Annotated in this window: 13 protein-coding genes and 1 pseudogene; 7 read left to right on the forward strand and 7 right to left on the reverse strand. The window is 55.9% G+C overall.

All coding sequences use genetic code 11. The annotated features are described in order from the left end of the window. The 6 genes from E8F12_RS14350 to E8F12_RS14375 all read left to right on the forward strand — a co-directional run. Positions 1–234, forward strand: a 234-nt coding sequence (locus E8F12_RS14350; RefSeq protein WP_280325927.1) for an SDR family oxidoreductase, incomplete at its 5' end; no start/stop codon positions are given. A gap of 14 nt (positions 235–248) precedes the next feature. Next, positions 249–845, forward strand: coding sequence for an NAD(P)-binding domain-containing protein (locus E8F12_RS14355; protein WP_280325928.1), 597 nt, complete (start codon positions 249–251; stop codon positions 843–845). A 103-nt stretch (positions 846–948) separates the two neighbouring features. After that, entirely contained in the window at positions 949–1,146 is a 198-nt protein-coding gene (locus E8F12_RS14360) for a hypothetical protein (RefSeq protein WP_280325964.1), read from the forward strand. A 246-nt stretch (positions 1,147–1,392) separates the two neighbouring features. Beyond that, positions 1,393–1,851, forward strand: coding sequence for an MbcA/ParS/Xre antitoxin family protein (locus tag E8F12_RS14365; protein ID WP_280325929.1), 459 nt, complete (start codon positions 1,393–1,395; stop codon positions 1,849–1,851). Next, complete coding sequence (locus E8F12_RS14370) at positions 1,851–2,330, forward strand: RES family NAD+ phosphorylase (RefSeq protein ID WP_280325930.1); 480 nt, start codon at positions 1,851–1,853, stop codon at positions 2,328–2,330. Before E8F12_RS14365 ends, E8F12_RS14370 begins: the two co-directional genes overlap by 1 nt. 384 nt (positions 2,331–2,714) lie before the next feature. After that, positions 2,715–3,518: an NYN domain-containing protein gene (locus E8F12_RS14375; RefSeq protein ID WP_280325931.1), complete on the forward strand. Its 804-nt coding sequence runs from the start codon at positions 2,715–2,717 to the stop codon at positions 3,516–3,518. A gap of 38 nt (positions 3,519–3,556) precedes the next feature. Here the strand turns inward: E8F12_RS14375 and radC are convergent. The 4 genes and pseudogenes from radC to E8F12_RS14395 all read right to left on the reverse strand — a co-directional run bounded on the left by radC (position 3,557) and on the right by E8F12_RS14395 (position 7,097). Beyond that, a pseudogene (gene radC, locus E8F12_RS14380) lies at positions 3,557–4,064 on the reverse strand (DNA repair protein RadC). 231 nt (positions 4,065–4,295) lie between these two features. Beyond that, the gene (locus tag E8F12_RS14385; protein ID WP_280325932.1) at positions 4,296–4,592 is read right to left on the reverse strand and encodes a LasR-specific antiactivator QslA; all 297 of its coding nucleotides are present in this window, start codon (positions 4,590–4,592) and stop codon (positions 4,296–4,298) included. Beyond that, the gene (locus tag E8F12_RS14390; RefSeq protein ID WP_280325933.1) at positions 4,589–4,858 is read right to left on the reverse strand and encodes a hypothetical protein; all 270 of its coding nucleotides are present in this window, start codon (positions 4,856–4,858) and stop codon (positions 4,589–4,591) included. The genes E8F12_RS14385 and E8F12_RS14390 overlap by 4 nt, the downstream gene beginning before the upstream one ends. A 580-nt stretch (positions 4,859–5,438) precedes the next feature. Next, complete coding sequence (locus tag E8F12_RS14395; protein WP_280325934.1) at positions 5,439–7,097, reverse strand: hypothetical protein; 1,659 nt, start codon at positions 7,095–7,097, stop codon at positions 5,439–5,441. 589 nt (positions 7,098–7,686) lie between these two features. On the opposite strand from E8F12_RS14395, the gene E8F12_RS14400 reads away from it, so the two are divergent. Further along, the gene (locus E8F12_RS14400) at positions 7,687–8,064 is read left to right on the forward strand and encodes an HNH endonuclease signature motif containing protein (protein WP_280325963.1); all 378 of its coding nucleotides are present in this window, start codon (positions 7,687–7,689) and stop codon (positions 8,062–8,064) included. Positions 8,065–8,180: 116 nt separating this feature from the next. Here E8F12_RS14400 and E8F12_RS14405 read toward each other — a convergent pair whose 3' ends face one another. From E8F12_RS14405 to vsr, 3 genes are all read right to left on the reverse strand, one after another. After that, entirely contained in the window at positions 8,181–9,131 is a 951-nt protein-coding gene (locus E8F12_RS14405) for a hypothetical protein (protein ID WP_280325935.1), read from the reverse strand. Next, positions 9,128–11,455 (reverse strand): ATP-binding protein, encoded by a 2,328-nt coding sequence (locus E8F12_RS14410; RefSeq protein WP_280325936.1) that lies wholly within the window; start codon positions 11,453–11,455, stop codon positions 9,128–9,130. The genes E8F12_RS14405 and E8F12_RS14410 overlap by 4 nt, the downstream gene beginning before the upstream one ends. A 174-nt stretch (positions 11,456–11,629) precedes the next feature. Beyond that, positions 11,630–12,079: a DNA mismatch endonuclease Vsr gene (gene vsr, locus E8F12_RS14415; RefSeq protein WP_280325937.1), complete on the reverse strand. Its 450-nt coding sequence runs from the start codon at positions 12,077–12,079 to the stop codon at positions 11,630–11,632. Positions 12,080–12,112 lie beyond the last annotated feature (33 nt).

Here is a 12,112-nt window from a genome sequence, read left to right on the forward strand (position 1 = left end):
GTGCGCGACCTCGGCCCGCGTGGCATCACGGTCAACACCGTGCATCCCGGCCCGACCGACAGCGACATGAACCCGGCGGACGGCCCGGTGGCTGACTTCGTCCGCCCCAACATCGCTGTCGGCCGCTATGGCGAGGCTCGCGACATTGCCGCCGCCGTGGCCTGGCTGGCCAGCCCCGAGGCGGCCTTCGTCAGCGGTGCCGAACTGCTGGTCGATGGCGGCTTCACCGCCTGAGGGAGGAACGGGACATGCAGATAGGCATCATCGGCGCCGGAGCCATCGGCAGCGCCATCGCCCGCGCCCTGAGCAACGCGGGCCTCGAAGTCGTCATCGCCAATAGCCGTGGGCCCGAGAGCCTGCAGGCGCTGGCCAATGAACTGGGGCCGAAGGTCAGGCCGGTCAGCCGCGAGGAGGCCGCCCGGGCGGATATCGTCTTCCTCGCGGTGAACTGGTCGAAGATCCCCGCCGCGCTGGACGGGCTCGGCCCCTGGAACGGGCGCATCGTGGTGGATGCCAACAACCCTATCGAAGCGCCGACCTTCCGGCCGTTCGACCTGGGCGCCCAGAGTTCCAGCGAAGTGGTAGCGCAGCTGCTACCGGGAGCTCGCCTGGTTAAGGCCTTCAACCACCTGGCACCGGCGCTGCTGGCTGGCGACCCGCAAGCCGAGGGCGGACGCCGCGTGCTGTTCTATTCCGGCGAGGATGCAGCGGCAAAGGCCGAGGTCGCGGCGCTGATCGAGCGTCTGGGCTTTGCTGGCATCGACCTGGGCGGTCTTGCCGAGGGACGCCTTGCGCAGTTCCCCGGTGGGCCGCTGCCGGCTCTCAATCTGGTGAGGTATAGCTAGGGCCTAAGTGGCGGACACCGATTCAAGGTGTCCGCTTTCGGCTGTGGATTCAACCGGTGGATGCAACACACTAGATTCTGGGTAGCCAGGAGGAGTGTTACAGATGCAGCAAAGACTCCGCATCCATTACACCGAGAGCCAGAAGGCATTGATGTGGGATCGCTGGAAGCAAGGCGACTCGCTCCAGCAGATTGCGCTTACTACGGGAAGGCGATTGGCGCAGCGTTTAGCCGTTGCCTTGATGGCGCTGTCGGTACCGTGGATACGGGCAGCAAGGAAATGGGCAAGGGTGGCGTCCTGAAGATTCACATTCGTGCTCGTTCGAGTGCAGCTTGGAGTATGCCGCTAGCTTCGTGCGCTGCTCGTCCCATGGTAACGGCATTACTGTTGCAAGGGATGATGGCTAGTGGCTATTCGCCATCAACGATCCAGGCCCCGAGAGGTTGAGTGCTAGCGCCGAAGTATCCAATCGAATGCTCGCTTTCTCCGTTATCCGAAACGCGATATCCTTCATTTGAAGGTTTTTTTTCTTCATTTGGAGCATGTCATGAGTGCAATCAGAAATCACGAGGAGAGGAAGGGGATGGCAAAGCCCGCCGCCTTCTGGACCCTGGTTCATGCTCGCGCGAAGCTCACCGAGAACCAGCGGTTGGCCGAAATCAAGGCTGGGCTGGGCACGGAATGGGTCGTCAGCATGAAGGAAGCCTTTCATGTTTCGACCCAGCTACTGCTGACTTTTGCCAATGCATCTGCCTCGACGCTGGAGCGTCGGAAGAAGGGCAACCTGCCGCTGGATCAGGTGGCTTCAGAGCGGCTGGATCGTCTGGCCTCTGTAGCGCTACTGGCCGAAGAGGTCTTTGAGGACAAGCAGGCGGCCGCAGACTGGATGTCCGAGCCCAACCAGTCCCTGGGAGGACGGCAACCGCTGAGCTTGTGCGACACGGAGATTGGCGCCAATCAAGTGCGCCGGGTCCTTCATGCCATTGAGTGGGGCGGAGCCGCGTAATGCAGGGATGGAGGGTCGCAAAGGAAAAGCGCATCAATGACCTTACAGGCGCGGGTGCGGCTATTGCTGGTGGTCGTTGGAACGACGTCGACGTACCAGCGGTCTACCTGGGCCTCTCGCCTGGCATTTGCAGCCTCGAGACGTTTGTCCATACCACGAGCAGGGTCCAGCCACCGCTCAAGATTGCCCTGATCGAGCTGCCAGATGACCCTGGTTTGTATTGGGAGCCCGGGTTTAAAGACTTGCCAATGGGCTGGAATGCGGTGCCGGCCGATCGGCCAAGTATGGATTTCGGTACCCGCTGGCTGAGGTCAACGAGTCATCTCGGCCTGATCGTTCCTTCGGTCGTGATGCCACTGGAAAGGAATCTCGTGTTGAACCCAGCTCATCCCGCGATGGGCATGGTCCGAATCAGAGAGGTCTACAACTTCGCCTATGATGAGCGGATGTTTAAGGACTTCCCCAAGACGCTGCAGTAGGCGGCCAGCTCATTGTCCTACCTTCGGGCGGGTTGGTCTGGTGCAGGGCCTCGTCTGACAATGGGCGGGGCTTTTTTACAGGAAGGCTCGCGGGGCCTCCACCCAGCGCGGCGGCCAAATGGAAACCGTCTTTGTTGGCTTTGAGGGGTCAAGACCCTCTGCTCCGGACGAAGAAAAGTGCCGACATCTAGTGGTGGCCGGCCACAGCGATCGATGCGGCTAGCCACTCGGTTAAATGGCAAGCTCGTAGCTCAAGCAACAGCTGATGTACCGACACTCACGCTATTGGGCATACTCGATTGGCCTGAGGATCGCCAAGAATGGCCCGTGTCCTCTACAACAATCACAAATCCTGAAAAGGGATGGGCAGCAGAAGGAGCAGGGATGGGCGTATTCACTCCCGCCGGAGAAACACGTGTCGCGGTCCTGGTCGACTGCGACAACGTATCTCCCGAGATTCTGGAACACGCGCTGCGTGTCGTTGCCCAGTTTGGACGTGTGGTGCTCCGCCGGGGATATGGCAACCACGGAACACTGGCCAACAAATGGCAGGAGGCACTAGTGCGCTTGGCCTTCACGCCATGCCTTCAGTACCAGTACGCAGCGGGTAAGAACACTTCGGATATTGCGTTGGCGCTCGATGCCCTCGAAGCGCTCTTCGACCATCGAGTCGACACTTTCTGCCTGGTCACCAGCGACTCGGACTTTGCCTACCTCTGCCGCAAGCTTCGTGAGCGGGGCGCCACGGTCTGCATTGTCGGTGAGTCCAAGACACCTGCCGCACTTCGCAACGCCAGCGATCAGTTCTTCGAATGGAGTCGTGACGAGCACGCCGAAGAACCCGCGGAGCAGACCGAGAAGACTGCCGCCAAGCCTGACGCCAACCTGAAGACCGACCCCGCCAAGCCCGACCCCGCAAAGCCTGCCGTCAAACGCAGACCGAGGTTCGTCTTGGATGCAGTGTCCTTGCTCGCTGCCAGAACCAGCGAGGGCAAGGTCACCTTGAGCGCCCTGGGGCAATACCTTAAACGAACTGATCCTGCTTTTTCGCCCAGCGCATTCGGCCACTCGGGCCTGCTCGACATGATCAAAACCTATGACCTGCTGCAGCTTGTCCAAGAAAGCGGTGGGCACTGGAGCGTGAGCCTGGCCGCCCGCGAAGAAGCCGCGCCCGAAGTGATCAATTGATCCGCATCTTGCAAAAAAGGGGGCTAGGCCCCCTTGGCTCAAATGAGCCCGTGCTCCGCGAAGGAGACTGACCGGGTTCCTGCGATGATGATGTGATCCAGCGTACGCACGTCCACCAGCGCTAGTGCTTCCTTGATTCGCCGGGTGATCGACTTGTCCGCTTCGCTGGGCTCTGGATTACCGCTGGGATGGTTGTGAGCGATGATCGCCGCGGCTGCATTCAGGTGCAGAGCTTCTTTGACGACCTCACGTGGATAGACCGCTGTGCTGTCGATGGTGCCCTGGAAAAGCTCGACGTACTGGATCAGTCGATGCTTGGCGTCCAGGAACAATACCGCGAACACCTCGCGCTCGTAGCCGGCCAGTTTGGCGCGAAGATAGTCCTTGACCACATCCGGGGGAAGTGAAGCTGGCACCACGCTGCAGCTTGTAATCAATGGCCTGGCGTGCGGCTTCAAGGATCTGATCGGCTGATGCCGGCAGATAGCACCCTTGGTCGTCGCGCACGAGCAGGGTAGCGGCGATAGCTGGGATAGGTTGCGACATGGTCGTTCTCCGGTTACTCGGGCGGAATTGCCCGATCCCGGACCAGCACGACGCAGCGCAGCAGTCAGGGGGCGAAAGCCGGCCTGGCCGCAAGCGTGCCCCGCACGCGCAGCCCTTGACGGCAAGCGAAGCGCGCAGGCCCAAGGGGCCGGAGAGGACATGCGCGTCTCTCAAGAAAGCCTATCGCTAGGCTGGAAGCTCGAGTCGGCTGAACCGGCTCGAGCTACTTGCCTACAGCGTCAAAGGCAGATCCCTGATCCGCTGCTCATTGCGCTGCAGCGAACTCAGCCGCTGGTGAATACGGCTCAGGAAACCGACCTCGAAAGCGCGCCTTTCCATTGCGCAGGGCAGAAGATCACGCTCCGCGATCATGATCGCCCAGAGCCAGCCGCTGCGAGCGTTGTCGAGCCAAGACTGGGCAAGCCTCACACCTTGATTGAATGCCTGTCGGCAGTCCGCGGCCCAGATGATCTCCATGCCTGGATGGCCATCGTGTGGCGGGAGGCAAGTCATGACGCCCTCGCTCATCGGGCACCTCCTCGTGCTTCAGAAAGCGCACGACGGAACAGCACGACCATCTCGTCGAGCAGATCCTGGGCCGAGTAGACCACAAGCCGTAGGCGCAGGTTTTCCGGCTGGAATCCATCCGGCTCGGCCAATTGATCCAGCAAGTTGCCGAGCATGGTGGCGCGCAGTTCGGCCGCAGCCTCGACGGGTAGGGGAGAGCGTTCGGATTCGTGCAGCGGACTCGGCCGCCGTGGAAAGGGGATAACGCAGGTTTCGAACTCAGCCATGGCGCACCTCCAGAACAGAGGTGGACAAGACCAAAACCCCAAGGCGGAGCTCTTGGGTAAAAGGTGGGTAGCGCATTTTCCTTATGCTCCTTCGTGACATTAAGGAGCCGCGCGCCATTCGCTACCACACGAATGGAGGCGGACCGTGCAAGGGTGGTAGACCGGCTCACGAAGGGCAGCCGGACAGGCCGAAGCCCGCCTCGCACGGCCGCCATAGGAGCACGAGAATGCCGCAGGTCTCGATTGAGACTGCACTCGTGTATGACGCAACCGCGCCTTCGTGTATTCGGGCTACCACACCCGGCCGTGGGATTTACCACGACGGGCGCACTCTAGCCTGCAGGTTTCAGGATGGCAACCTACTGCGGCGTATTGTGGTTAATGCCAGCTGATCGAAAAGCCAACGCGACTGCGAGGTAGGTTGAGGGAGTACCTACCTCGTCATTTTTGGTCTACGAGCTGAAGAACTTTTTGGCTTCAAACGGTCATCCCTATAGAGAAGTCTCCAGTGCATGCGTTGCTGGGCGAGGTGCTCAGGTGTGCGGCGTGGGGCGCTGGACTCTGTTGGCTTTCTTGGAGCTCAGGAGTCCTGCGTAACATGGAGATCGATAGCTAGGTTCGGAAAGCGGAATTCCAATCGCTGCTCCTCCAAGGCGGTGAACCGAGCCTCTTGCTCCAACACCCGCCGGGGGATTATTGACAGAACGTCTCCCTTGGGCTGCTCGTCGAGGACATTCAAAATCTCTGGCCAGCCGAGCCACGAGGCGCGAGGATCCTGGCCTTGCTCTCCGGTAAAGCGTGCTGCATACCGTGCAACGACATAGAGGATAGGCGGCGCATCGGAGGCCCTGACGTTAAGTCCCAGCGTCCTGGCCAACTCGGCGGAGCTGCGCCCGCCGACCCAGGAAATGACACGCTCAATCCATTCGTTTGCCTTGGCAATGTTCCGCCTGCGGCTCTCTCGCTCCGATAGAGAGAACCCAAAGATGTCGTGCCACTTCAGCTGGACCAGCGCTAACGAGCCATGCCATCTGTCGACGATGATGGCGTCCACGTCCGTCAGCTTCGAGCCATCAGGACGCCGCAGCTGAAAGCCATGGGGAGGGACCAGGAAACCGGGCTCTGGAAATGCTTTGGCTAGGTCGGACCGGAAAATCGCCTCTCTTCGATCGACACCCCGATCCCAGTCAGGCTTGTACGCATTGCGTAGATGGCGGAAGAGGGCGAAGTAGGGGTTGGTCAGGGCCCCGAAGCACGGAAGCAGTAAGTGCTCTCTCCCGAGGTCGACGTAGAAGGCGCAGGGGACTTCGTGTGCCTTTTCCCAGTCCTCCAGGTTTCCACTATCGAGCGTTAGCGCCTGCATAGTCGATGAAAGCCGGCTTGGCGGCAGGCCGGCCTCTTGCCAGGCGTTTTCTACGCTGTCCCTCCTGCCATAACGGGTCAACACATTACTCGCATTGATTCCTGGTCTCTTCCTCTGCAGTAGTCCGACAAAATCGATGTGGCACAAGATGCGTCCCAGTTCCTGATCGCAGGCTTGCTTCCATTCGCCGAAAGTCCTGTCGCCAAGCATGACGTCATCCGGGAAGGCCTCCGCTTCGAGAAAACCTTTGCCATAGAGCCGGGCTCTTTCCTGGTAGGCTGACACGATCTCCATGTCACTCTCGTAGTGAATGAACCACCCACCGGGAGCATCGACGTAGGACTTCATGCGCTCGCGTAGTCGCCGCCACCTAAGCTCTTCCAGGCTGTCCTCTGGACTTTCGGCCAATGCACGTCTTTTCCGGGCCTTCATCGCGTATTGCAGGGAAAGTTCGGGGACGCTGTATGGGACTTTGATGACTACGTGGCTGGCACTGGGACGCGACGTCATTGCCAACGCCTGGCGCTCCAGCGCTGCCATTCGGGATAGGTGGGTAAGTTGCCCGCAGGATTCGAGGTACGAGTAGGCAAACCGGGCGACTTCAGCGGGCATCGGTTTCCATGCGAGAGCGCCTGGTTGATTTCCGAGCCTTGAAAGAAATGGACGCAATGCAGCGGCCGTACCCAGCGATATGTAACGATTTTTACCGATACCCTGCAAGTGAATCTCTACAGAGGTATCGAGCGCTCGAATCAGGGCAATGACCGCTTCTCTTTCGTGGCCATGCCACATCCTGGCAGCTTTTTCTTGGAAGGAGCATAACTGCTGGGCAATGGCTTGTTCTGCGTCGGTCAGGTGCCTATGGTTTTTGCTCATATGGCAATCTCGGGATAGGCGGCTTCGTGCCAATCATCCATGGAAGGGCCTGTGGAAGGCTCGCGAATAAGGAAAAGAGATGCATCTGTTTGTTTTTGGGCAGGAGTATGAAAGGTCTCGTCTACTTGAATTCATTGGCAGTCGCCAAATGCAATCAGGTGTCCTATGGGGAAGCAAAGAGCCAGGATGCCTGGTTTGTACATCCGGCGGGAAGGGAGGCAAAAGGGCGGGATACTCGGATGAACTGCTAGCCGATGGGAGCTGGTGGTATTTCGGGCAAGGGCTGGTAGGAGACCAGTCACTGACAAATGCAGCCAATGCAAAGATTTCATCTGGGAAACTGTCTGTGCTGTTCTTCACGACACGGGAGCCTACGGCACGAGAGGTTGCGGCCCGAGGCGGATACGGAAAGCTTTTCTCATTTCGGGGGGAATTCAACGTCGTCGGTTTCGAGCCGTTCGTACCCAGTGATGGCAGTCGAAAGGGGGACAGGCTATGGCGGTTCCGCCTGGCTCCTGTTGGAGGTGACGGCGACTACTGGGCTGGACAGGACGATATGCACAAGGATGGCGATATCGACCTGCAGGAAATGCAGCGACGTCTAAGCACGGGTCCCATTGGAACTGAGCTCGGCAGTAGCTTGCAGGAGTACCGGCAGCGTAGTGCTGCGGTGCACCTCTACGCGACTCTACGGGCCAATGGCCAGTGTGAGGGCTGTAACCTGCCTGCTCCTTTCTCTCGCCCTGATGGTCGGGCCTTTCTGGAAGTGCACCACATGACCCGACTTGCCGATGATGGTCCCGACATGCCCGCCAACGTCGCGGCCCTCTGCCCGAATTGTCATCGTCGTGCCCATTACTCCTCTGACCGGAAGGAGTTCGGTCGTATCCTTCAAGAGCGAGTTACCCTCCTAGAGCAGCGAATCGTTGTAGGGCAAGGATTTCGTCAATCTGGAATAAGCAACTGAACGCGAGATGACTGAGATCGGCTCAGGGGCGGGCCATTTGGCTCTCGACAACTCAAATGGCTCGTAATATTCGTGATGCTTGCGGAGCGACGCGGGCGGGGTTGGTATTAGGGAAATTAGGGTAGTTTTCCATCTAGAAAGGTAACTAGTTCACTCATCTCTCGTAGGATTTCGATGTGCCTAGCGAAACCTCTTCTTATATCAGGGAAATCTCCGACCTTGATTTCGTCGCTTCCTCTTAGGGTCCAGCCGGATGTGTCCTGAGTTTCAAAGACATGACCGAGTATGTTCCGTCTTTTCAGGACCTCCCTGTCGTAATCGGCGCTAGATCGTCTCAATTCCCTAAGTCGATCAGTTTGGTCCTCATCCAGTCCGAAAACCTCTGCGCTATTGGCGGCTATTTGGGTTAGCCGGCGAAAGTGCTTGAATAGTTTCGTGCTATCTACTGCGAAGGTTGCAAAGCGATTCTCGATGTTTCCATCGATTGCGGCTGTATATCTTTCTCTTGATTGTTCTATAAATTCAATTACGTCGTTGTCGAGATCGGTTTTCTTTTCGGCGCACTTTTGACTACGAGCTGACATTGAAAGGATAGCTTGTTTCATTATCTCGTCGCATTCTGCTACCACCCTCATTGCTAAACCCCTCATTCCCGAAAGCCGGTTAAGAGATCGCGCTGTTTGATCTATTAGGGATCCGGCTCGCTCAATGAACCGCCGGCGAGCGCTGCAGTAGACACCTTCTATTTCCTTGGCTGCCATTTTCTGGCGAAGCTCGTTTTCCTCAAGGCTTCCTGAGTAGAAAAGTATCGTGGTGGAGGGAAATAGTCTTCGGACCGTTGGTGCTATTTCATCACCATCTTCGTCCTGCAATTTGTAGTCAAGTAAAATAATGTCGAAACAATGATAGAGCTCGTGGTTTTGGGCTAGCTCTTTTATCCCCGCACTATTGGGGATTGTTTCTATGCGTGCCACAAAACCTGCGTCAAGGATGCGTCGACGAAGACTGTCCTCCTCTTCCTTGCTGAAAGAGTCTTCAATCCAAAGTACACCAATATCGAGATTCATTCTTTCTCCCCGGGAATCGTAATCTCAAAGTCTGCTCGGCTTCCATCACCCACGAGCTCGATAGATCCGCCCATGTTTTTGATGATCTGGCTTACACTATAGAGTCCTATACCTGTACCGTTGGCTGAACCGGTATATCCTCGCTCAAAAATCTTGGAGGAATCGACTTTCCTCTCATCAATACCTAGCCCATCATCGCTTACAAGGATTTTTATGGAGCTCTTTGTTTTCTTGACTACTTTTAATTCTAGTTTTCTGGCTTTGGCTTTTCGTGCATTATCTAATAGGTTGTCAACAAGTACTGCGATATCAACAGGGGAGAAATCTCTAAACAACGACTCTCCTGAACCATCGAAAATGGCGCGAGGTATTCCCGGCATCCCCGCTAGCCGAACATCAAAGTACTCATCCAAAAACTGCACCAGATCTCCGTGGACTTTATCGGTCTGAAGGTCTACCCGAATGTTGGGGGCGAAAGATAGAACTGTGCTCAATCTGTCACCCGAAAGAGTTGCGCTAGCAATAGATGCGGATGCACGCTTCGTTGATTGGCGTATAGACGCTAGTAGATCTTCTATATCGTCAGGGTTATCTAGTCCCTCATCCGGCATTTTTGCTGTCGAGAGGATGTTTCGAAGCTCATGGGCAGAGTTGGCGATTGCAGAGCGTATATGCCCAAGATGGATAATTGCCTGGTGCATTAGCAGTTGAACGCGCTCTACATCAACATCCTGACTGCTGCCCAGAAAGGCTGCCTGTTGCTCTAGCCTTGCGATATGAGCGTCTGCGCGATTTCGGTCCTCTATTGCGCGCTGCGCAATTTCTCGTGCTTCTTCTCTAGAAGCTCTTAGCTCGACGATTCGCTTTTTAGCTTCGTCAATTTGAGCGCGGAGAGAGGTGTCACCCTGATTCTCCGCAACTTCTGACATCGTTTTGAGCACTTCGTCCGTGATCTGGTCGGGGTCTTCCGAGACTTGAAGAATATCTTTGTCGTAGTAAAGGATTTCGATGTCCTTTGATCTCGCGAGTGCTCCAATGATATTTAGAATTCTTTCTCGTGATCTGTCCGTTTCCAAGCGCTCAGGGGTGTCTTTGTCCTGATCGATCTTGTCTTGCCAGTTGACGCCGACAACATAACGTTCTAGTCGGAAAATCATGTGTCGGCGTATTGCTTCGAATAGCGCGCGGCTGCGTGCGTCCTCTACTAGCCCGGCATCCCTGCTTGAAACTTCTCGGAATGTTTTGGGGCGTGCTATTACGTCGACGCGCCCTATGATATCCCGCGTGCCTAGATAGCGCGATTGTCCCTGTTGTTTTCTGCGATTCAGTCCCAGCGTGTCATCATATTCTTCTCCGATGGGATAAATGCGGAATCTGTTCAGAAAAAGAAATACGCTACCGAATTCGATAGGTCTAACACCCATTCGGAGGGTGAAGGTTTGCTTTGCCGATCTATTAAGATAATAAATTTCGCCTGTGACTCGGCTTTCGTCGAGCTCGCTATACGGAGAGGGTTCCTTTATCGAGTATATTTTTCTTCCGCGGTCAATCAGGGTACTCTCAATGATTGAGTTCTCGATCGAGACTACGATGCGACTAGTCTTTTCTTGCAGGAGCTCTGCAATCTCGTTTCCGATAGGGCCGTCGACGTTTTCAATGGCCTTGTCGGAGCCATCTATCAGCCAGGTGGATACAGAAACATGAGTGGTAGTGCCGAATGGGTCAATTAGCTTGGCGAGGTCTCTCCGGAGCCTGCTAATGCTTTCTTCGTCCCAGTGGTGTCGTGTGTTCTTGATTAAAAGTACTGTGCCATGTGGGGATGGCGCATTGGCATTGTAGATGTCAGGGAAGGACTTTGCCTTTTCTAAGCGAACAGGGATTTTTTGAAATTCTTCGGTGCTGTCTTTCTCAAATTCTGTCCAGTCTATTTTTAGTTTGGAGATGAATTTTTCACTCTCTGCTAAGCTATATAGTTCTAGTTGTTCCCCTAAGGTGTCGCACGCGAAGCGGCCGATACCTTTGCTTCCTGCAAATTGACCAGCTGGCTTGATCTTATCTCGGTATGTCCCTGATTCTGCTATGGCCTTCTCAGAGTAGGCAACAAAAAGCCATTTATTTGTGATGTCATCCCGCGACATTCCATGGCCGTTGTCTACTATAGCTATTTGTTGTTCTTCAGGGTCAAATTCGATATCTACTTTTGTTGCGCCAGCATCAAAAGAATTTTTTACAAGCTCGAAAATGGCAACGAACTGATTTGTTACTAAATCTCGACCAATTATATCCTTTAGGTACGAGCTGATTCGGAATACACCCTCGGTCATTTGCTGTTCGTCCTGTTCTGCTACCTATGCTTGTAGGGGTAAGCCATTGGTTCGAAATCGCTTGAGGTAACGTGGTTGAATGAGCTTTCTATATAGATTTCGAGTGACTGTTTGGGGGCTGCAGCCACACTGCGCATGGCAATGAATCCCATCTGGCACCGTGCTGATCTAATTTCAGTTAATATTCAATGCCTTTCTCTGGTCGAGTTGGCGGATCACCTCATGTAATCGTTTGCCAGTTGCCTGCGCTTTCTTAGCAGATGCCAGTTCGCACTCCCACACGACAAGTACCGTCCACCCCAGAACCTGCAGGTCTGCTGCTGCTTGTGCATCACGAGTAACATTTTTCTCGAACTTCTCCAGCCAGAACGGCGTGTTGCTCTTGGGTGTAGTAGCAATCTTACAACCAGAGTGGCGGTGCCAGAAGCAACCATGTACGAAGACTACGGCCTTGTAGCGTGGGAACACGAGGTCTGGCTTGCCGGGTAGTCCCGCGCCGTGTAGCCGGTATCGAAGTCCAAGTCCATGGAGGACCTTGCGTAGCGCAAGTTCTGGTTGGGTGTCCTTGCCCCTTATGCGTGACATCCTGTCCGAGCGTTCTGCGGGGGAAAGGAAGTCAGTCATTGGTGGCCTCTTTGCCCGGCCCGCGGTGGCAGG

The organism is Pseudomonas sp. BN102 (genome assembly GCF_029871245.1).
Taxonomy (GTDB): Bacteria; Pseudomonadota; Gammaproteobacteria; order Pseudomonadales; family Pseudomonadaceae; genus Metapseudomonas.

What these genes read in the sequence shown, in the direction of transcription:
- E8F12_RS14375 (WP_280325931.1), top strand. Translation starts at nt 2,715, where the DNA reads ATGGGCGTATTCACTCCCGCCGGAGAAACACGTGTCGCGGTCCTGGTC.
- E8F12_RS14385 (WP_280325932.1), bottom strand. Translation starts at nt 4,592, where the DNA reads ATGAGCGAGGGCGTCATGACTTGCCTCCCGCCACACGATGGCCATCCA.
- E8F12_RS14410 (WP_280325936.1), bottom strand. Translation starts at nt 11,455, where the DNA reads ATGACCGAGGGTGTATTCCGAATCAGCTCGTACCTAAAGGATATAATT.
- E8F12_RS14395 (WP_280325934.1), bottom strand. Translation starts at nt 7,097, where the DNA reads ATGAGCAAAAACCATAGGCACCTGACCGACGCAGAACAAGCCATTGCC.
- E8F12_RS14360 (WP_280325964.1), top strand. Translation starts at nt 949, where the DNA reads ATGCAGCAAAGACTCCGCATCCATTACACCGAGAGCCAGAAGGCATTG.
- vsr (WP_280325937.1), bottom strand. Translation starts at nt 12,079, where the DNA reads ATGACTGACTTCCTTTCCCCCGCAGAACGCTCGGACAGGATGTCACGC.
- E8F12_RS14355 (WP_280325928.1), top strand. Translation starts at nt 249, where the DNA reads ATGCAGATAGGCATCATCGGCGCCGGAGCCATCGGCAGCGCCATCGCC.
- E8F12_RS14390 (WP_280325933.1), bottom strand. Translation starts at nt 4,858, where the DNA reads ATGGCTGAGTTCGAAACCTGCGTTATCCCCTTTCCACGGCGGCCGAGT.
- E8F12_RS14400 (WP_280325963.1), top strand. Translation starts at nt 7,687, where the DNA reads ATGCAGCGACGTCTAAGCACGGGTCCCATTGGAACTGAGCTCGGCAGT.
- E8F12_RS14405 (WP_280325935.1), bottom strand. Translation starts at nt 9,131, where the DNA reads ATGAATCTCGATATTGGTGTACTTTGGATTGAAGACTCTTTCAGCAAG.
- E8F12_RS14365 (WP_280325929.1), top strand. Translation starts at nt 1,393, where the DNA reads ATGAGTGCAATCAGAAATCACGAGGAGAGGAAGGGGATGGCAAAGCCC.
- E8F12_RS14370 (WP_280325930.1), top strand. Translation starts at nt 1,851, where the DNA reads ATGCAGGGATGGAGGGTCGCAAAGGAAAAGCGCATCAATGACCTTACA.